Origin of the sequence: Croceibacterium segetis (assembly GCF_011320115.1) — a bacterium.
GTDB classification, from domain to species: domain Bacteria; phylum Pseudomonadota; class Alphaproteobacteria; order Sphingomonadales; family Sphingomonadaceae; genus Croceibacterium_B; species Croceibacterium_B segetis.
Genome location: NZ_JAANOZ010000021.1, coordinates 18,100 through 37,317, shown reverse-complemented (window position 1 = coordinate 37,317; position 19,218 = coordinate 18,100). Strand labels below are relative to the sequence as shown.

Annotated in this window: 17 protein-coding genes and 1 pseudogene; 4 read left to right on the top strand and 14 right to left on the bottom strand. The window is 60.4% G+C overall.

Translation table 11 applies throughout. The annotated features are described in order from the left end of the window. Both G7B69_RS15690 and G7B69_RS15685 read right to left on the bottom strand, forming a co-directional pair. Positions 1-114, bottom strand: a pseudogene (locus tag G7B69_RS15690) (DNA-binding response regulator); the annotation flags it as partial. Positions 115-625: 511 nt separating this feature from the next. Beyond that, positions 626-1,207 (bottom strand): PEPxxWA-CTERM sorting domain-containing protein, encoded by a 582-nt coding sequence (locus G7B69_RS15685; RefSeq protein WP_166180973.1) that lies wholly within the window; start codon positions 1,205-1,207, stop codon positions 626-628. 376 nt (positions 1,208-1,583) lie between these two features. On the opposite strand from G7B69_RS15685, the gene G7B69_RS15680 reads away from it, so the two are divergent. After that, the gene (locus G7B69_RS15680; RefSeq protein ID WP_166180972.1) at positions 1,584-2,099 is read left to right on the top strand and encodes a PilZ domain-containing protein; all 516 of its coding nucleotides are present in this window, start codon (positions 1,584-1,586) and stop codon (positions 2,097-2,099) included. A 235-nt stretch (positions 2,100-2,334) separates the two neighbouring features. On the opposite strand, the gene G7B69_RS15675 is transcribed toward G7B69_RS15680, so the two are convergent. Continuing rightward, entirely contained in the window at positions 2,335-3,261 is a 927-nt protein-coding gene (locus G7B69_RS15675) for a hypothetical protein (protein WP_166180971.1), read from the bottom strand. Next, entirely contained in the window at positions 3,258-4,697 is a 1,440-nt protein-coding gene (locus tag G7B69_RS15670; RefSeq protein ID WP_207786048.1) for a glycosyltransferase family 2 protein, read from the bottom strand. Before G7B69_RS15670 ends, G7B69_RS15675 begins: the two co-directional genes overlap by 4 nt. Positions 4,698-6,880: 2,183 nt before the next feature. On the opposite strand from G7B69_RS15670, the gene G7B69_RS15665 reads away from it, so the two are divergent. From G7B69_RS15665 to G7B69_RS15655, 3 genes are all read left to right on the top strand, one after another. After that, a complete protein-coding gene (locus G7B69_RS15665; RefSeq protein WP_166180970.1) occupies positions 6,881-7,189 on the top strand; it encodes a hypothetical protein in 309 nt (102 codons plus the stop codon). A gap of 369 nt (positions 7,190-7,558) precedes the next feature. Continuing rightward, positions 7,559-8,464: a GGDEF domain-containing protein gene (locus tag G7B69_RS15660; protein ID WP_166180969.1), complete on the top strand. Its 906-nt coding sequence runs from the start codon at positions 7,559-7,561 to the stop codon at positions 8,462-8,464. A 504-nt stretch (positions 8,465-8,968) separates the two neighbouring features. Then, positions 8,969-9,205 (top strand): hypothetical protein, encoded by a 237-nt coding sequence (locus G7B69_RS15655; protein ID WP_166180968.1) that lies wholly within the window; start codon positions 8,969-8,971, stop codon positions 9,203-9,205. 407 nt (positions 9,206-9,612) lie between these two features. Here G7B69_RS15655 and G7B69_RS15650 read toward each other — a convergent pair whose 3' ends face one another. The 10 genes from G7B69_RS15650 to G7B69_RS15605 form a co-directional block, all read right to left on the bottom strand. Next, positions 9,613-10,275 (bottom strand): helix-turn-helix transcriptional regulator, encoded by a 663-nt coding sequence (locus G7B69_RS15650; RefSeq protein WP_166180967.1) that lies wholly within the window; start codon positions 10,273-10,275, stop codon positions 9,613-9,615. Positions 10,276-10,597: 322 nt separating this feature from the next. Beyond that, a complete protein-coding gene (locus tag G7B69_RS15645) occupies positions 10,598-11,068 on the bottom strand; it encodes an A24 family peptidase (protein WP_166180966.1) in 471 nt (156 codons plus the stop codon). A 10-nt stretch (positions 11,069-11,078) separates the two neighbouring features. Further along, positions 11,079-11,897 carry a tetratricopeptide repeat protein gene (locus G7B69_RS17085; protein WP_423717959.1) on the bottom strand — a complete coding sequence of 273 codons (819 nt, stop codon included), beginning with the start codon at positions 11,895-11,897 and terminating at the stop codon, positions 11,079-11,081. A 2-nt stretch (positions 11,898-11,899) separates the two neighbouring features. Then, positions 11,900-12,817, bottom strand: a complete 918-nt coding sequence (locus G7B69_RS15635; RefSeq protein WP_243415219.1) for a type II secretion system F family protein — start codon at positions 12,815-12,817, stop codon at positions 11,900-11,902. Positions 12,818-12,867: 50 nt separating this feature from the next. After that, a complete protein-coding gene (locus G7B69_RS15630) occupies positions 12,868-13,863 on the bottom strand; it encodes a type II secretion system F family protein (RefSeq protein WP_166180963.1) in 996 nt (331 codons plus the stop codon). Further along, positions 13,860-15,284 carry a TadA family conjugal transfer-associated ATPase gene (locus G7B69_RS15625; protein WP_166180962.1) on the bottom strand — a complete coding sequence of 475 codons (1,425 nt, stop codon included), beginning with the start codon at positions 15,282-15,284 and terminating at the stop codon, positions 13,860-13,862. The genes G7B69_RS15630 and G7B69_RS15625 overlap by 4 nt, the downstream gene beginning before the upstream one ends. Further along, entirely contained in the window at positions 15,284-16,435 is a 1,152-nt protein-coding gene (locus G7B69_RS15620; RefSeq protein ID WP_166180961.1) for a CpaE/TadZ family protein, read from the bottom strand. The genes G7B69_RS15625 and G7B69_RS15620 overlap by 1 nt, the downstream gene beginning before the upstream one ends. 61 nt (positions 16,436-16,496) lie before the next feature. Beyond that, a complete protein-coding gene (locus tag G7B69_RS15615; RefSeq protein WP_166180960.1) occupies positions 16,497-17,057 on the bottom strand; it encodes a TadE family protein in 561 nt (186 codons plus the stop codon). Positions 17,058-17,101: 44 nt separating this feature from the next. Further along, positions 17,102-17,632, bottom strand: a complete 531-nt coding sequence (locus G7B69_RS15610; protein ID WP_279323178.1) for a TadE/TadG family type IV pilus assembly protein — start codon at positions 17,630-17,632, stop codon at positions 17,102-17,104. Further along, positions 17,629-19,203, bottom strand: a complete 1,575-nt coding sequence (locus G7B69_RS15605; protein ID WP_279323177.1) for a pilus assembly protein TadG-related protein — start codon at positions 19,201-19,203, stop codon at positions 17,629-17,631. The genes G7B69_RS15610 and G7B69_RS15605 overlap by 4 nt, the downstream gene beginning before the upstream one ends. Between the last annotated feature and the right edge of the window lie 15 nt (positions 19,204-19,218).

Genomic DNA, 19,218 nt, shown 5'->3' with positions numbered 1-19,218 from the left:
GTCCAAGCCCTCCTCGCCGAGATCGGTCGAGTAGACGTTGAAGCCCTCTGTCGTCAGCATGAGCTCGATCGCCTTGGCGGTAGTCGGCTCGTCCTCGATCAGCAGTACGCGCATTGCATATGCCCCCAGCTCTTTTCTCACCATTTATGAAGGCAAATGGTTAAGGACATGCTTACGCTGGCGGGAGGACAAAATTGCGAGTCGGTTGCCGACAAATTTGAACCGATGAGGGCCGGTTTCGGCCAGTCACCGCCATGAATTGATCCAAGGAGCCGATCCTTTGCCGAAACGCGGTCGTTGCCAGAGCCAGGCGCGTGGTTCGGTTACGGGGCTGGACCGCTCTAATCGAGGACGGAGGTTACGCTCCTAGTCTCTGTGCCGTTCTTGGTGCCTGTGCCATTCGTCTCGCCGGCCATTGCGAAGATGAGCTGTCCAGCGGCGACAGAACCGCAGCTTTTGTTGCAACTGGCAAACAAGCCGGTGGCGAAGCTGCGACCGCCGAACATGCGCCAATCGAGCGTCCGCGCAAGCGTCGGTCGCCTACCGACAAGGAGCGCTGCAGAGCTGACACGAGAAGCGCCGCCGACCCCTCGGCGGCGGCGCTTTGCCAGGCTTCGGGTTACGGTCAAGCGTACGAGAGCGCTGGATTCTTATTCGAGCGCCTTTTTGCCCGCATCGCGCCACCAACCGCTGCAAAACCAACGAGGAGCAGCGCCCATGTACCCGGTTCCGGGACGGCCTGGACGCCCGTGGTATAGAGCACCGCGTTTGAGAACCCGCTGGTGTGGTCTAGACTGACGTGACTGGCGCCTTCGGAACCAAGATCGAAGAGCCAGAACACGCTGACATTGCCCGCGGGCCCATAGACGTTGCCGAAATGCGCCCCGATGATCGTTTTGCCATAAAGGGTTTTGCCGAAATCGAGCTTATTGACGTTGGAAAGGGAGGTTATCTTGAATTCAGGATCCAGGACCGCCCAATTGCCATCCCATTCAAAGTCGCCTGGCAAAGAAGCAATCGCTTCCTTTTGATTCAAAATGTCGTTCGGACTGCCATTGATCAGGTTGCCCGAATAATAGCCAGCACAGGCCACGGCATCCGGCGTCGTCAAGCTCGGATCGCAAGGCGATACCACAGTCAACGTGGCGCTCGCCGGTGAGGCGAAAGCGACAGAGGCTGCCAAAATGGCGAAAACCGTCGACGCCATCTTTAGTTTAACACTCTTCATCTTTAACCCCTGTCAAATGCGACTCGCGTAACCACTAAGTTGCGGCCTAGCGGGAAGACACAAAACCGACCACTCACCGAAAGTTAGCTCAGACCGGTTCGCGCCAAAATGGGACATCCTACAACCGTCGGTCGCCAGGCGAGGACATCAATGGAACGGCCTGGGAAGGCAGGCAGATGACCGCATCGCCGGGCAGGTGCCAACAGGACATACGGCTTTGGAGGCCATGTCTGAGCGCCTGGTGAGGCTCGGGGCTGGGTTCGAACGAAAAAGCGAGCGGGGAAACGCCTATTCTTACGGCAGAGCGTTTCTTAACCTCCTTTGCGCATACTCCCGCCTTCGAAGGGAGAGATTCATGCGGCTCAACGCAGTTCTCAAGCGGTCGACAACTGGCGAAGGAAGTTTCACCGACGAGGTCACTGGCAAGGCCGAGCGGCGCCAATCCGATCGCAGGTCCCTCACGCTGTCAGCAACCGCAAATCCACCGTCCGCGGACGAATTTCCGGTTGTGATCCGCGACATATCGCCCCGCGGGCTTCTTATCGAGACGCAGAGCACGACTCTCTCGCCAAGTGATCTTATAACGCTCGACTTACCCGACAAGAGGATGGTGACGGCACAAGTGGCCTGGGCGAGCGGTGTGTTCTTTGGATGCCAATTGGACCAAACAATATCGCCGGCGGGACTCAGCGCAGCTCTACTCAAGGCCGATCCACGTGGGCACCCGGCCGACAGGTCATCGGTGCCGCAAACTCAGGCCGCACCCGTTGCCGATCGCGGAACCTGGCCTGAGTTGCGCTTCTCAGTGGCATTCTATCTGTCCCTGCTTTCGTGGGGCATCATCGGCCTGGCGATCTACCTCACGCTGTGAGTCACTGCAGCCTCGTGCGTTTTCGGGGTGTGAGGCCATCGACCTTCCGACAGCTGCAACAGATGGTCTGTGGCTATGCAGGTGGACGAGGGTAGGTGGACGATCCCCGCTCGGTGGTCCAAAGTTGAGGAAGCTGCCAATCCCCTGGAGCGGCCCCTGGCGGGACTGAGGTGCCGATGAATCGCTAAATCAGCCCCCCCGGGAAACGGCATCGGCAGTATCAGGGATAATGACATCACAGGCGTGTCGTGAGGCTAAGCGTTCCCTGCAGGTAATCGTACACATAGCCGCTGCCGACGGGCGTGTTACTGTAGACAAGACTGGCCTTAAGCTGGACGCGACGGGAGGCCGGGCTGCTCACCTGCGCATTAAGATAGCGCGACGAACGCCAGCCCGATGCGGCGTCTCGTTGCGCGCCGTAGCCGCCGGCTACTACGTAGCGCCAGCCGGCGGAAAAGCGCCGCACTTGGATCACGGGCAGCGCTTCCACATACCACTTGGGCGAAAAGTAATCGTACTCGCCCGGAACCGTGCTGCGGAAATAACGCGTGCGGAGCTGCACGCTCAGGCCCCACCTGGGCTTGAGCACGTGAACATAGTTGCCGCGGACGTGGAGGCGCACGTTCTTGCCGGTGAACTCCTGCCCCGCAAGAACCACGGTGGTGGTATCGCGGTCAGTCAAAGGCACGTCCAGCGCGAGCCCCGCGAACGTGTAGTAGATGCCTTCCTGCACGCCGCGCGGCGTCTCGAGAATATCGCGCTCGATGAAGAGCTCCTTGCGGTAGCGCGAAGTATCCGTGAGGTTGAACGATCCTAGCGCGGTCGCGCCGTCGGTTCCCATCTGGGCACTCCATGCCCAGAGATCGCCCTTGTCCGCATATCGCGCGTAGATTCGCTCGAAGCCGGTGGTTTCTTGGCCGAGTGGCGTGAACAACGCCTTTTCGAGGCGAATGCCTTGGTAGCGGTCTTCACCTGCATGCGACCAGTCGAGATTGATGCCGGCACGCAGCACTTCGGTGTGATCGGCGTCGGTCGAAGCGAACACGTCGATGCTCGCGGCCGCCGGCGCGCGATCCGCCGGAAGCGGGTCACTTGACTGCGCAAAAGACGGTGAGGCCGCTAGGCTCAGGGACAGCGCGGCGAAGGTCCTCAAACCGATCATTTGGTGTCCCACGTCTTGCGCAAACCCAGCAACTCGGAAAGGTAGCCCCAGACGCATACTGGTTGCATGAGCAGGCTGTAAGCGAGCGCGTAGAATAGGAAGCCGCCGATGTTACGCCGCACGAGCAGGCCCTCACGCGCATAGACGCCGGATTGAACGCGAAAGATGATGCCGTTCCATAATACCGCAAGCGGCAGCACCGCGACCGTCAGCGGGCCCGCAATGTAGAAATACCCGAAGCACGCCAAAAGCAAGCCCGGGATGAACACAAGCGTGTAGACCAAGTCGAGCGGCAGGAAGCAGACGTTCCACCAAACGAATAACGTCGACATGCGGCGCTTAAACATCAGCGGCCAGTGCGCCTTGAAGGCTTCCATCAGGCCGCGCGACCAACGCTTTCGTTGCAACGCGAACTGCCGCAGCTTGGTTGGCACATTGGTAAACGCCAGCGCGTCGTCGGCGTAACCGATGCGGTAGCCCTCCTGGAGGAGCGCCCAGGACAGGACGATGTCTTCGCCAACGCATTCGGGCCAACCGCCGACTTCTTCCAGCGCCGCCCGCCGGTACAGCGAAAAGGCGCCCTGCGCGACTAAGGTACCGTGATACATTCCCTGCATGCGCTTCACCGACGCGATGCCGTGGAAGTAATCCCATTCCTGCGCCCGGCTGAGCAGGTTTTCCCGAGAGTTGCGCACCATCACCGCGCCGGCCACTGCTTGGGTATCGATCGGATCCGACAGCAGCCGCTCGACGATTTTCCGCAGACCATCACGTTTGACCCACGAATCTCCGTCGATTGTCAGGATCAAGTCGTAACGAGCGGCCGCCAGCCCCTCATTAAGAACCGCGGACTTGCCGCGGTTGGTCTTGAAGTCGTGAATCCGGACCGAGGCGTTCGGAGGGAACTGCAATTCTGTCAGCGCCTTTTCGGCGCGCAAAACCGTGTCATCAGTAGAGCCGTCGTTAAGCACGAGCACCTGGAACGGTCCGGGATAATCCTGCGCGGCCAGACTCTCGAGCGTGTCGCGAATGGCGTCGGCCTCGTTATAGGCAGCCACGAGGATCGTCGCCCCGGGATAGGTGCTCGGAACCCGGCGGGGCGGCTTGCGATCGAGACTCAGGGTCGTCAGGAGAAAGGCATTCATGAAGCCTGGAACGTAAGCGATGAAGGTGATGGCGGTCACTGCGAACACCATGTTGGTAACCGCTGCCAGCTCGCCTAGCCAAGTCAGCGAGAGCCATACGCTAAAGGCGGCCCACGCAATCGCGACCACGCAGGCGATCGTGAATTTCATCGCGGGCGTGAGGTAAAGTTTCCGCCACGGATCCGCCGCAGAATTGGCCCTAACGTCAGACGCAGGTGAGGACGTCACCAAAGGGACAATCGACGGATCGTCTGCATCGTATTCGCGCACGCGCGCCGCCGGCATGTCCATGCCAGGCGCCATAGCGGCGAAACCATTCCGGAAAGGTAAACGGGCGGCTTACGATAAGGCTCACTTCGTCCCGGCGGAGCAGCTGGGCCCCCTTGCAAACGACCTTGAGTCCGGTGAACTCATTTTGTCGGTGCGAGAAGGTCCCTCAAGAATAGATTGGCCGTTAGCCACGCGACTGCCACGACTCTCCGGCATATGCGAGGACTAGACCGCGTTCCATAAGCAGGCAGCGGCGCCGGCGACTGTCTGAATCTGGCCGAAGGTGCGCAAAGCATCGCGAAGGCGCTGCCGCGCTCGAAGCCTGCAGAGAGGTGAAGCTGACAGCCGACCGTCATGGCGAAACGCACAGCCGATCTCAAGTTGGCTGGCGCGGCCAAAGACAAATCAGAAGCCAGTGAGATCTCAAAGGTGAGATTCGTCTTCCCCAATTGGGGAGGATCTGCCTCTCGACGCTACGCCTTCGCTCCAGTTACCGGTAAGGTGGTGCAGCGCGCCTGATCTGTAAAGCAGACTCGCGCGCCATATGGGTAGGAAGCTCTCCGACAGGGGCACTCCGCATCCGCGTGTAGAGCACCGAGGGTTCAGCCCCCTGACTCTCGGCGCTTCTTTGGCGCCAATGGGCCTGTCGTGGCTCCCGGTCTGTGAACGGCGCGCGGCTTTCACTAGACGTCTTGAAGCCATGGCGGTCCCCCGCCCGGGTATTTCCACTCGCCTGCGCGGAGACCGCAAGCGCCGCAAGCCGCGAACGCCACCGTGCAAGCAAGTGACACCAGCGGGCGAAGCGCCGGCCTCGAGGAACTCGGAAGGCTTGGCTTCGTCTTGGCAATGAAGAGAAGACCGGGGCAACACGAGTGAGCGGGTTGTTTCACCCGCGTTGCGTCTCGTGAATTATAGGCCGTCACGCGCATGCGCGAAGTTCTTGGATACAGTCTGGCCGTCATGGCGGTACTGATTGCTTTTGGCGGAGTCTGGGCCGCCCGCCATTACTCGCCTGGGCGAAAGTATGCGCGGGTACGGTCACAGGAGCGCCGTGCGGCACGCGGCGCACCAAGATCGGCGACGCGACGATTCACCGGCCGCGGAGGACACCAGCAAACGCGAGAGTAGAGTTCTGACGTCGCTCGGACCGTCTCACTTGCCACCGCGATCCAGTTATCGCTATGTCGCGGCATGGCCTTGGTCACTATGAAGAATGCTCCTGGCCGCGCGCTTCGCCCGTCGGCATTTCTGCCAAGCTCTTCTGCTGCGCCAGTCTCTCCCACCTCTCGGCTGATGCGAGATAGCGACCCCTCATCAGGGGAAAGTCGGAGAGCTCGGCCAAGCGGCGCTGACTCTCAGCAAGCTTGCGATATACCTGAGCAGTAGACATTTGATCGCCCCCTTCCGGGAACGAGCATTTACGGGCCCCGCGTTTCAAATTTGCTGCAGGAATGAGCTTAATATTGTCGTTACCCCCTTAGGTCAGCTGTGCATCACCCCGGGGGCGCGCAGTTTAGGGATAACCGGCCCGAGAGGGCATTTCGCCCGTGCGAAACGTTTTAGCGCGGCCCCCCCGGATTGCCGCGCTTCGAGTTGGAGCTGCGTTACGCGTTGCAGGAGATCGCTGAATCCGTCAGGTTCAATTCTTCACTATCGGGAGAATCCCCGTGGACAGTCACGGAGCGCTAGTCGGCTGGATACATCAGGATCTCGGCGATCGAATTATGCTGCGGCTAGAAAGTATTCGCTCCGCCGCGGCGCTGGACGCGAAGGACCCTGATCTCTCGCGCCTTTTGATGTCAAAGCAACAGGCATTCGTGCTCGGGAGCTATTTGATTGAAGCATCAGGGCAATCCACCATTGATCCGAATGACAGGAGTTGGTTTCGGCGCCTTTTCGGATAAGTGCGGCCACTGGCGGCTCTCAGCGTGCCTTCTCGTCATTCCCCTTCGCGTCCCGCCGGGGTCTGGCCAATTCCGTTGAACACGTCGGCGCGGATAATTTCGTGCCTCACCAGCGCAGCGTTTCAGAACCGCGCCCCTGTTGAACCATTCCCGGTCTCTGGCGCCGCCGCGGCATCAATCGGCTGCTTGCCGGAGAAGCGCTCTTTGCAACAGTATCGACCGGTGTGAATTTAGGCGCTCACGCAAATTTAACGAACGTCTCAAACGGTTCCGAAATCTCTCAGATGCCAGCGTGCGTCGATGAGCAAAGCGGTCGAATTTCGCGAGATGGACGCCGCATCCAACTGCGCCTCGGTGACGATCAAGGACCTCGATGCGTATAGCTGCGTCGTGCAGATTGACACGGGCAAAGTGATCAAAGGCAAGACTTACCTCTTCGAGGGTTTCAACTTCATGTTTCTTGCGGCTCGGATTGGCTGGGTACGTGGAGCCCAAGCAGGGCTGTTTTTCAAACACCCGATACATGGTGATCCACTAAGCAAAATGCATGCCGACCTTTCATCAGCGAACGGCACATCAGTCAGGGTCTACCTTCGGAGTATTGATTGACTTTGAGAGGCCGTACCGGATGATCGCGGTCTCGAGCAGGTCAGAATGTCCCCAGGAGCGACCGGATCGCCGATTTGAACAAGACCGCCACAAGGAGACGAGCTACGCTTGAGCGTGCCCCGTCAAAAGCGACCGTTCGCCGCCAGCGGGCAAATCATCCGGGGGCAGGTCAAAAGGGGAGGATGGCCGGCTGCCTGCAAATGCCGATCTCGTTGCCGGGCACGTGCAATTACTTACCGGAGGTCGAGACGACTTGTTCACGGGCTGATGGCAAAAATGTAATGAATGCACAGGACACCTCCCAATCCCGTCGCCGTGCCGCGCATTTTCGACCAGATGGTGCGACTCCGCCCAGCCTCGGCATGGGTCATGGTCCTGATCTGCACGGATGCTGCGGCTTTTCTAGACCTCGTTACCGGACCGGATCTTTGGTTCGGACCAGCCTATTTGCTAGTGATTTGCATCGCCGCTTGGTCACTCGGCTGGCGAGCCGGACAACTGATCGGCGTCGGCTGTATGGTGCTCACCCTCGCCCTCAATGGATTCAATCTCTATCCGTACGCCGCGGCTGCTTTCGCGTGGAACTTCGGGATGCGGTTTGTCGCGATCTCAACGGTGGTGGCCGTCATGGCTGGGGCGCGCCGGGCTTACTTAAGGGAGTGGTGGCTGGCGAGGAGCGACGTCCTGACGGGCGCTCTAAACAGACAGGCGTTTTTCGAACTCGCTCCCTCGGCGATCGACGCAGGACGGTGGCGGCTATTGGTTTATGCGGACCTGGATGGATTGAAGAAGGTCAACGACGTCCAGGGACATGCTTCCGGCGACGCTTGCCTGCGAGCTTACGGGGCCGCAGTCAGGAAGATGATCCGCAAGAATGACATTTTTGCGCGCGTCGGCGGGGATGAATTCCTGATCTTCATGAGCGTCAAAGACGAAGCTGCAGCCAAGACGGTGGCCCTGAGGCTGCACAAGGCCATGAACAGGATCAAAGCCGAAGGCGACAGCTTGAATTGCAGTGTTGGGGGCTTGGTCGTGCCACCGGGCGATGCCTGCTTTGATGATCTCGTGCGGAATGCCGATAATCTAATGTACAAGGCGAAGCTTCGCGGAGCCTGCTTGCAACTGGGAATTGCGTCCCATGTTCAGCCAACAGCGCGTGGTCGCGCCAGGGCCAAATCGCGGATATCGAGCACTTGGGCGCTTGGCGCGCATGCGAACGCCGTCGATCGACGGGCGGACACCCGAAGTGGCGTGAACGAAGCAGCGCCAAGCTGACGATTTCAACCAATCGATTGTATCGGGCCCTCCTGTCGGCGGCGCACCATATGCGATATGGACTACGGCCGCCACGCGACATATGTCGCGCTCGCGACGAGGACCGAAGCCGCGAGCACGAGCCCATCGAACCGGATCGCTATGTCGCTCATTTCAGTTCGCCTCGACTCGGCCGTACTCCCCCAGCGTGCGAGCGCAAAAGTGCGCACACCTTCGCCACCTCTCTCCTCTTCGTCTGCCGCGTCAAGACAGACGAGCGGCACCGACCAATGATTACGATTAAACCCGTGGCGTGACGGTGTATCCGGCTGCTAGCCCGTGTTCATGGCGAAATGCGACCGGCTCTCGTTCGACACCCTCTTCGCAGGGGCGAGTGGTCGCTCATGCCATGGTCACTGCCTGGTTCACCATTCCGGAAAACTCTATCCTCACCACCGATGGCCACGCACCAGCAAGGTTAGTCCCGCACTAGCCGCTTGGGCGGCGGCAAAAGGAACAGGCGGGATGCAAAGCATGAGCCCGACATTGAATGCCCGGGCGCTCGTGGCGGACCTCTCCCCAGCCGAGTTGGATGCGCTGCGAAATGTTGCCGTCGGTGGATCCTTGCGCGACTTGGCGAGAATCCTGTCGACCGATGTCACTGGCGCGGCTCAAGTCATAAATTCGATGAAATTGAAGCTGGGTGCGGCGCGAAACGCCGATGCGGTTCGCGTGGCCATACGCGCAGAGATGGTCGACTAGAAATCGAGACTTGAGCCCCCACGATGGGTGGAAGCGGCAGAAGTTACACTGCTTCCGTCTCTTCGCCAGGATCGCATTGAGGTCGGCCCAAGGGCATCTTTGGCCCACCGCGGCCAATCATGGCCGAAGGGAGTCTCGCGGCTCTCCGGAGAATTCGATGGATGCTGCCGGTCACCGCCCACATCCGCTACTTCTTTTGACGTCGCCGCAAAACCGGCGACACGATTATGTCACGATCGGCGAGGTGTGGGACAGGCCGGAGTGGGGTTTCGGTTCGACTGACAGCCCGCCAATCCGCCGATTGTGAGGCTCACATCTTAGGTCTGTTGCACGACTCCCAGTGAACGCAGCCCGGACGGCTTCGCCGCTCAGGAGGAGAGCTGCAGTTTCGCTGCAATTCTCTTGAGCTAGAGTTCGACGATGATTCTTACTCGCTCAACCGATATTCCTAATTGGGCGGCGACCAGCTGCTTCAGCCGACCCAAGGCACCGGGTACTCCCGCAGGCGCATCGCCGCTATGCGAGTTCCTGGGGAATGAATCCAGTGCGCGCTGCAATTCGGCTAATCGGTCTTCCCGAGGGCGTCGCTGGCCAGTTTCCCAGTACCACAACGTTTGCCGGCTTACCCCTAAACGCTTTGCAAGCTGATCCATGGTCAAACCATGATCTCTTCGGAAAACCGCCAATCCTGCGGCAAGTTTTTCAGGCGGTGGCAATGGGCCTAGGTTACGTTGCGCTGGCGTTGGTGCTGGAACGGACTTAAGTAGTGCCGCGCTCACAATCGACTTTCCAAGCGGCTTCGTGAAGCGACAGCCATGAAAGTGCGCGCTAGACCACACAACCATCGCATCTCGCCAGCCATTTCCTGGCATTTCGACGGCAAGCTTCTCGCTGAGTTTCAAGGGAGCCGAAGTCTCGATCAGCATGCCCTCAGCGGACAGATCGTGAATCGTCACATGGATCGCTTGGTGCCTGGTACGCATCACTGAAGTCGCTAATTGAAGCTTCGTGCGCGCGGCCGATCGGCTCCGGATGCCAGTCGGCGATTCCAGCACGGCGCGTATGGTCAACGTCGTTCTCCCAAAGAACGACAATGATCGCCGGCTACTGTTAACATGAAGTAAGGCGAAAGACACATAGCTCCGAAACGGTGTCGCCGTCTGGGCGTAAACCGTTCCAGCGTCTGACAAACCCGAGGAGGTGCGGGTTCAAGCAAAGCGTGGGCGGGTCATGTGCGAAGGTTGCGCCATGATCCACACGCAGCGCCGCAAGTACGCAATTTCATACTGGCAGGCGCTCGAGCAGGTCTGCGGCACGTGCCGCGGACGTAGAGCAACCAGCACGGCCGAGCGCATCTAAACATCAGCGATGCAGGGACGAGGCGAGCTTTATTCAAGCAACCCAAACAAAGGAGTGTCCCCACGCGGTCAGCAGGGCTCCGGCGCTAATGGCGATCCCATAAGGGAACAGATCGAATGCACTGGGCTCGCGAATCCGGAAAGGGATACCCATCATCCGTCTCACGGCTACCCAACAGAGAAACAGCAGCAGGCCGGCAAGTGACGTGTCAACCAGCAAAGCTGCGCCGTCAGCGATGCCAAACCACGCAGCGATCGCGGCATAGAATTTCGCATCGCCGCCGCCGACGACGCGGAGACGGAAGAACAGCATACCTGCCAGAAGCGCGACGGTCACGTGCAGCGCATGGGTCCCCACGTCGAACCAGGTGCCTTGGATCCGAGCCATCGCAAGGCCCACGACCGTGGTAGTCATGCAAAGCCAATTAGGAATCCGACGTGTTTTCCAGTCGTAGGCGGCTGCGATGAGTCCGAACGCTGCCAGTGGCAGAAGGGCCATCGTCATCTGGGGAAAGCTATCTTGCGGCAATTACCACAACCTTGCTCCTGTTCCTCGCGCCATCTGCGTTTGCGAATTCCACACGGACAATAGGGGCGAAGCCAGGGTTTACCGCCACCCGAGGCTTGGAAGTGAGCGTGGAAGGTCTGGCGCTCGCAGCAGAGTGGGCTGCGGTCGGCGCTCGGAGAGCGACGCGCACGAGAGGTTTGAAGCGCGAGTCCACGGTCGCCAGAGCCTTGTCCGCCGCAGGCCGCGCAGGCTCAGGGGTCCCTTTTTCAGCTGCGCCCGCATCCTTCTGGCGTGCGCGAACGGCGACGACAGGCAAGACTCCGCCTGAAGGCAGCGCGGCGGAATGTATGCGCACTTCACCCGGTGCAATCCGAATTGCTTGTCCTGGCCGTTCTTGAGGCGCCTGGTCAGGCAATATCGGCGCGGCAGAGGCTAAGCGATCTGCGGCAGCCAAGGCCAGATTGGCACGGCTGCTCTCAATCCGCGCGAGGTTGCGGGTATAACGCACATTCGCGGGATCGAGTTGAGCGGCTTTTGCGAACAATGCCTCGGCAGCGTCAAACCTGCCGAGACGAGTGTAAGCCACCCCAAGACCGTTCACGGCAGCGGCCGGATCTTCGCCCACGGCCAAGGCTACGCGGAAGGTGTCGATCGCAGTCCCTGTCTGACCGGCGTCGAGCTGTTCGCGCCCAAGTTGGATGTACCGCTCTGCTGCTACAGGGGCGGACACCCGCGCGCGCGCGCTGTGAAAGAGAGGGAAGGACTGGCACCCCGAGAGAGTCAAACCCGCGCCGACAGCGATTAGTGTGACAACCCCTTTTTTCATGATCATCCCCCAGTCATGGCCGGAATCAAGTGCCTGATGACATTTATCAGCGCCGGCAGCATCAACACACCCAGCATCGTGGGCAGCATACAAAGGATCAGCGGAACCGAGATGATCACGGGAAGGCGGTGAGCCCGTTCCTCGGCGCGCATGCGGCGGCGCTCTCTCATCTCGCTGGCGTAGATTCGCAGCGTCGTGCCAATGCTTGTTCCAAGCTTGTCGGATTGGATCACGAGCGTCGCGAAGGAGCGAATTTCCGAAACGTATGAATCCTTTGCCAACCGACGAAGCGCGTCCTCGCGGCTGGCACCGGCCCGCAAGTGCAATGTTGTGCTGATGAGCAGCTGACTGACGAGCGGCTCTGCTTCGGCCATTTCGCGTCCCACGCGATCAAAAGCAGCCTCGAGACCGAGGCCCGCCTCGACACAGACCAGCATTAGATCGAGGCAGTTGGGGAAACCGTTTGTGACCGCGGTCATGCGCCGGTCGGCACGGATCCTTACGACCAGCGCCGGGATATAGAGGCCCAGCACGGCGGTGAATGCGCCTACGAAATAGAGGCCCAGGATCGAGAACTGAACCCCCGCGAGGAGCATGGAACCGATCGTCAATGTAGGAAGGAGGAAGATCAGCAGAATGCGGAGCAAGGTGTAGGCACGGGGCGCATCCGGAGACGAAAATCCTGCCGACGCCAGCTTCTCACGAAGCGCATCGGGCTTGCTGTCGTCCAAACTGAGGCCAGTTTGCTCAACCAGGCCAACGAGCCGCGCCCAAGCCTTGTTGCGTCGATGCACGAGATCGGGACTGGATGCTACGGCGCTATCGGCTCCGATCGCGCGTAAGGCTTGCCTTTGAGAGGCGATGCTGCGCGCGCGGTTCATGACTCGATAAGCGGTCCAACTTGCCGCGACGAACAGCACCAGCAGGAGGGCTCCGCGGAAGAGGGGAGGTTGAAGGATCGCGCCCACCATTAGACCTTCAGGTTAACCAGGCGCCGCAGCCAGACGGACCCGATCGCGTAAAGAACGAGCAGGAAGCCGAAGCCGTACTTGAAGATCGGGTCTTCGGCGACGTCCAGAAAGAACCCGGGGTTTACGATGAACAGCAGGACAAAGGTTACAACGGGCATGACAACCAGCATCCATGCTGTCATCCGGCCTTCGGCGCTCAGCGCGCGAACTTTCATGTAGATCGATGCTCGCTCGCGAATGACTTGGGAGAGGTTGGTTAGAATCTCGGCCAGGTTGCCGCCCGTTTCCGACTGCACGGACAAACTGACGGCGAACATCTTGATGTCCGGCAAGTCCCACCGATCGCCGAGGTTGTGCAGCGCGCTGTTGAGGTCCGACCCATAAGCCACCTCGTCCGAGACCAGGCCAAATTCGCTGCCGATGGGGTCTGGCATTTCCTGCGTCAGGAGATCGATGGCCGCCGCCACCGGATGACCGGCGAGAAGCGCCCGCGTGAAGACGTCCAGGGCAACCGGAAATTGCTCCTCCATCAACCGGGTGCGCTTCTGTGCTCGGCGCATCACCCAAAGATACGGCAGCCCAACGCCGACCGCGCCAGCCATAGCCAAGAGAAGAAGGACGGTTCCGACCGTGATTTGAACGCTCATTGATGCTGCGAACAGCAGCAAAAGTAGCAACAGGCCGAATGTCGCCACCGACGCAATGAGCCCCATCTGCCCGGCGCTGACTTTGACGGCCGCGAGCGCATGCTGCTTGAAAAAGCCAGCCAAGGCACGGCCGACAATTCCATTGCTGGTAAGCGCCTGCGCGCGCTGGCGCATAAGCCCAATCACCTGCTCTCGCGAGTGGCCGGTGCTCAACAGTTCCAGACGGCGGTTGATCTGCCGGCGCTGCAACCGCTGACTAAATACTATCTGGCTCGCCTGCTGAACGAGCAGGAACACGCAGGCGAAGACCGCCAGTAGCGCCAGGAGTTTGAGGAGCAGCGCGCTCATCCGGCTCTCTCGACGTGAGGTTGAAAAAGCTCGCTCGGCAGATCGATTCCGTGGACCTGCAACACGCTCGTGAAGCGAGGCCGGATTCCGGTGGCTTCAAAACGCCCTTGAACGTTTCCGGCTCCGTCGCGACCCGTCTGGTTGAAGCGAAAGATTTCCTGCATGGTGACAATCTCGCCCTCCATGCCGGTTAGTTCAGAAACGCTGAGCAATTTGCGCTTGCCGTCGCTCAGTCGGCCAATCTGAATAACGACGTTGACCGCCGAGGCGATCTGCGCCCGGGTGGAACGAGCGGAAATATCGATCCCGCTCATGCCCACCATCTGCTCGATGCGCGACAAGGCGTCGCGCGGAGTGTTCGCGTGTACCGTGGTCATCGATCCGTCATGGCCGGTGTTCATCGCCTGCAGCATGTCGAACGCTTCGCCCGCGCGGCATTCCCCGAGGATAATTCGGTCAGGACGCATCCGGAGTGCGTTGCGGACGAGGTCGCGTTGAGTGACCGCGCCGCGACCCTCAATGTTGGGCGGGCGGGTTTCCAGGCGCGCCACGTGCTCCTGCTGCAACTGCAGCTCCGCAGAGTCTTCGATGGTGACGATACGCTGGCGTTCATCGATGTAAGACGATAGCGCGTTGAGCATCGTCGTCTTACCCGACCCGGTGCCTCCCGAGATGATGATGTTGAGTTTTGCCTTGACTATTCCCTGTAGAACCTCAGCGATCGCGGCCGTGAGGCTCTGCAGTTCAATCATGCGGGCCATGCTGATCGGTCGTTTGGAGAACTTTCGGATCGAGAGCATAGATCCGTCGATCGCCAGCGGCGCCACGATCGCATTGACGCGAGAGCCATCTGCGAGCCTCGCATCGACGAAAGGTGACGATTCATCGACGCGCCGGCCGACGGCGCTGACGATCTTTTGCACGATCCGCAGGAGGTGGCGCTCGTCCTGAAAACGCGTCGGGACGCGTTCGAGCAGCCCGTTCCGCTCAACGAAGACGGTCTCAAACCCGTTGACCAGGATATCGGTAATCGTTTCGTCCTGCAGCAACGGCTCCAGCGGGCCGAGGCCGAGAAGCTCATCAAGGACCTCGCGAAGGAGATTGGCCCGCTCGTTGCGATTGAGGGCAATACCTTCTTCAGAGATGATGGACAGGATGATGGGCTCGAGTTCTTCTGAAATCTTCTCGCGGCTCATAAGCTCGAGCGCGGACAGATTGATTCGTTCGAGCAGTACTCGGTGTATCTTCACCTTGAGGTCGAGAAGGCCGCGATCGACGTGCTGCGCATGATCCGTTTGGTCAACCACTGTCGGTATCGCGATGCCGTCATTCGCCTGCGGCTCGATCGGTTCGACCACTTCTAGCGCGTCCGACGATAGAGCCGCGCCGGCAGCGCCGCTCGCCTTACGAATCTGCCACATCACTTCTTGCTCCCGTCGCCCACCAGCGCACGAACCGACTCGGCCAGTTTTGTGAGTTCCTGGGCATATTTCGACTTGCGAGCGTGCTGGTAGATGGATTCTCCAGCCTGCTGAGCCTGACCCAGCGCATCCTCAAGCGGCAGGACCGCCACTACTTCGCAATTCAGCGTCCGCTCGGCGTCTTCCGGTCGAAGCGAGCCGAACAGCTTCTTCTCAACCTTGTTGAGAACAAGCCGCACCTTCTGCCTTGAGATACCAATCGAATCCATCAAATCGAGATTGCGTCGCGCCTGGCGCAGGCCGTGCAGTGACAACTCGCCGACCATCAGCACCAGATCGCATTCGGCCAGCAACGACAGCGACCAGTCCGTCCAGCAGGGCGGGAGGTCCACAACCACCGCGCCGAAGTGCATCCGCATGAACTGCACGGTGTTGAGCAGACTGTCGAGATCGACCGTTTCCAGCGGCACAATCTCCTTGGGAGCGATGACGACCGAAAATCGATCCTTCTTGATGGCAATGGAATGAGCCAGCGCATCATCGAGACGCTCGGTCGAGCGCAGCAGGTCCAAGATCGAGCCGCTTTGCTCGATCGAAAAGTACTCTGCCACGGTGCCGAACTGGACATCGAGATCGACCAGCAGCGGCGGTTCGCCCCCCCAGTCGTTGTCAGCGAGTTTGCCGACAAGTTGCGTGGCGGTGCTCGTGGCTCCACTGCCGCCGCTTGCTTTCACGACCCCGATCAGCGGGTGCAACTTGGTCTCGCGGTCCGCCTGTCGGGCGAGGACTTCCAGCACCACCTGATTGAGTTCGGTGTGATTGAAAGGAAGCGAAACCACGTCGGCCACTCCCTCGCGCAACAAGGTGCGAACCAGGGCAACGTCTGGCATCGAAATGGCGGCGATCACCGCCACCTCGGGAAGCGCCGCGGTCAGACTTATAAGCCGTTCGATCGAACGCTGCTCGTCGGGGCGAACTTCGATTACCGCGAGTCCAAGCGCGGCTAACCGGTCTCTGTCCAAGGGGGCGCTTGCGGGCACCGCCTGCACTTCCATCGGCACGCCGCCGATTATGATTTCGGTCCTCGAGAATTGGCTCAGAAAGTCCGGTGACGCGAAGATGCCGCCCGCGATCGCGTCCGAATGCTTCAAGGTCCAAGCCTCTACTGGCACTGTGTCGTGACTTCCCATCGTTGCGCTCTCGCCGTTGTGCTCAGTTGGAATAAACGCCGGCCGCATCTTCCATCGTGAGAGTGTAGCTTACTTGCGGCAATCCAATGCCGCCCGAAAAGAACAGTCCCATCCAGGGACTGTACTGCATGTTCTGGAGCCGCACGGTCGTGAGCGGCGCGATCTGCATCCCTCCCGGGTCACCGGCATAGCCGAGACCCGAGCCTCGATACTCGATCACGAGATTGGCGCTGGTGATCGCCGGCTCGATCCCTTGCATTCTTGCAAGGATTCGATTGAAGGCAGCCGAGTCAAAGCCAGGAGCGGCAACGAGATTGCCGTCCGGATCGGAACAGCCGGAGACGGTGCAGGTAATCTCTGTGAGCGCCGACGCCGGAATCACGTCTCCCTGGCTCAGGCCGTATCGTCCGCCAACGTAATCCTCATCGGTCAGGCCGGGGGCAACGGGATTGGTCACGACCGCCACCCGCGCTCCGAATTGGGTAGCCTTCTGGGCCATGTTCATGCGCCAGGCATAGCCACCGACGTCGATCATCCCGAAGGTCATGAGAATGAACAGCGGCAACACCAGGATGAACTCCACCGTGGTAGCGCCTCCCTCGTCCTGCCGAATTTCGCGGAGTGCCCTCATATGCCGGCCACCACCGCTTGCTCTCTGGCGACTAGTGTGAGGCTGGAAGGAAACCCGCCCATGGCGCCGAACAGACTTGGATAATTGGGCTTACCGACGATGGTGATTTTCGGAGCGTAACCATCGTTCTGGTAAATGCCGGTGTCGACGGCCTCACAACCGTAGCTGACTTCTACCTGGTCGTCTCCCCATCCGCTCACGATCAGCGGGCCCGTCGTCGATAGATCGCCGAACCGGACCAGGTTGGCGATGTCATCGCGGATCGCTCCCAGGTTCGGGTCGCTGCTCGCGATCAAGGTGTCGCTGGTCTCCGCCGTGCAGTCGAAGGCGGACAACGGCTGACGCGAGCCCCAGCGGGCGGCGTCGCGCACACTCTTGATCACCGCGTGCTCGGTATACATGAAGTATCCGGCGTCGAGAGTGACCAGCACCATGAAGGTCGCGAGAGGCAGAATCAGGACCATTTCGGCCCCGGCGACACCGGAGCTGTCGCACCACAGGCGGCGAAGGTGGCGCGATCCAATCACCGGATCAGGTACGGCTTGTCGCGGCGGATGACCGCGGCGGCGCCGCCATCGCTGTTGCCCACATCGTTGACGCTGACGACTTCGACGTAGACTTCCTGCTGCGAGGTGCGCGCCCGATTGGCGGACGGCTCGACTAGGAACATGTTCATCCATTTGACGACCGGCACGCCGCTCGAGTTGCCATTGACGCTATTGGCGGTGCAGTTGACGACTGCCACAGGGAACGTCCTGCGGTCGATGCCGCCGTCGTCAGGGTTGATGCCTGCGGCGGAAACGGGTTTGTTGTAGTCGAACAACGACTTGCCACCGCTCGTGCCGGCAATCCGCCTGCCCCCGATCGTCACGGTTGCACCGGACGAGTTGGTATAAGTGTCATCGCGGTGAGCTATCTCCCACCGGTAGACCTCATAGCGCGTTGGCGTGCTGGTCCCCAATGCCGACTGCCAGTTGAAGCCGGGATAGTTGACCTGGAAGTAGGTTGCCCGATCCCAGTTGCCGTTGCCGATATGTGCGTTCCCCGAATAGCTGGCGCAGTTCGGGGTCGCGAGCGAGTGACAGATGTCGCGGGGATGGCCCATCGACGTAGGCGTGGTGCCCGGATTCGTCAGACTGACGGGCCGATATTCGGTTCCAGGAACCTGCCACCCGTTCGGGCCGATGTTCATCTTGCTGGCGGTGGAGCTCCGGATCAGGTCCTTGACCGTATTGATCGAGGGCGAGCAACCCCCACCAGTGGGGCAGGATCCGCCGCCCGGCCCCGTGCCGTCGAAGATGTCGAAGCGCGTGTTGAGGGCCTCCGTAACAGGCGTGTCGGCACCCGTCTTTGTCGAGACACCGGTTTCGGGCAGGCAATCGCCAGGCGGCGAATCCCAGCCGAGCGCTTTCTTCAAGGCGATCAGCGGGTTGCCGGAATCGCCGGCGTTTACATCCAGATAGCCGAAATTGCCCGGAGCCCAGGCGCCGCCGCCCGAGCCGACGCTCACCAGCTCTATGCCGTCACCGACGTAGTTGTTATTGAACTCGTCGTCGGTTCCTTCGGCCGGGTTGCACATCATGACCGGAGGGACGCGACAGATCGCGCTGCCCATGCCGGCAGTGGCCTCCGCACCCAGGTCGGGCGACCAAAGCACGCCGACGATCGGGGTCAGCGCAAACCTGGCCTTGCGGGTTTCGATCGTCACCTTGACGTACTTGGCCGATGCAGACTTCGACGTGTCGGTGAATGAGTTGGTGTCGTTCTCCGCATCGTTGTTGCTGTCGTAGAATACGACGGACGTGATGCTGAGCGGAGCCGCCTTGCCATCGGCCGCCATCATCGTGAGGTTGGTCAGCAAGTTGCTGGCGGCCGAGGTCGCGTTGTCCATCGCCATGTCGGTGCCGTCGAGCTGGGTTACGGCGGCTAGCGCGGCGTGGTCGGCGGCGTTCTGGACCTCGGTGTCGAGCGCCGCCATCTGCGCGAAATCGTAGGCCACGCCCGCGAGGCCGACGATCGGCACGAGCAGCAGCGCGTAAGTCGCAGCGATTACCGCGCTTTCATCCTTGGCAAAGCTGCGAAGAAATGCCGACGGCACGGGAATACCCCTCTC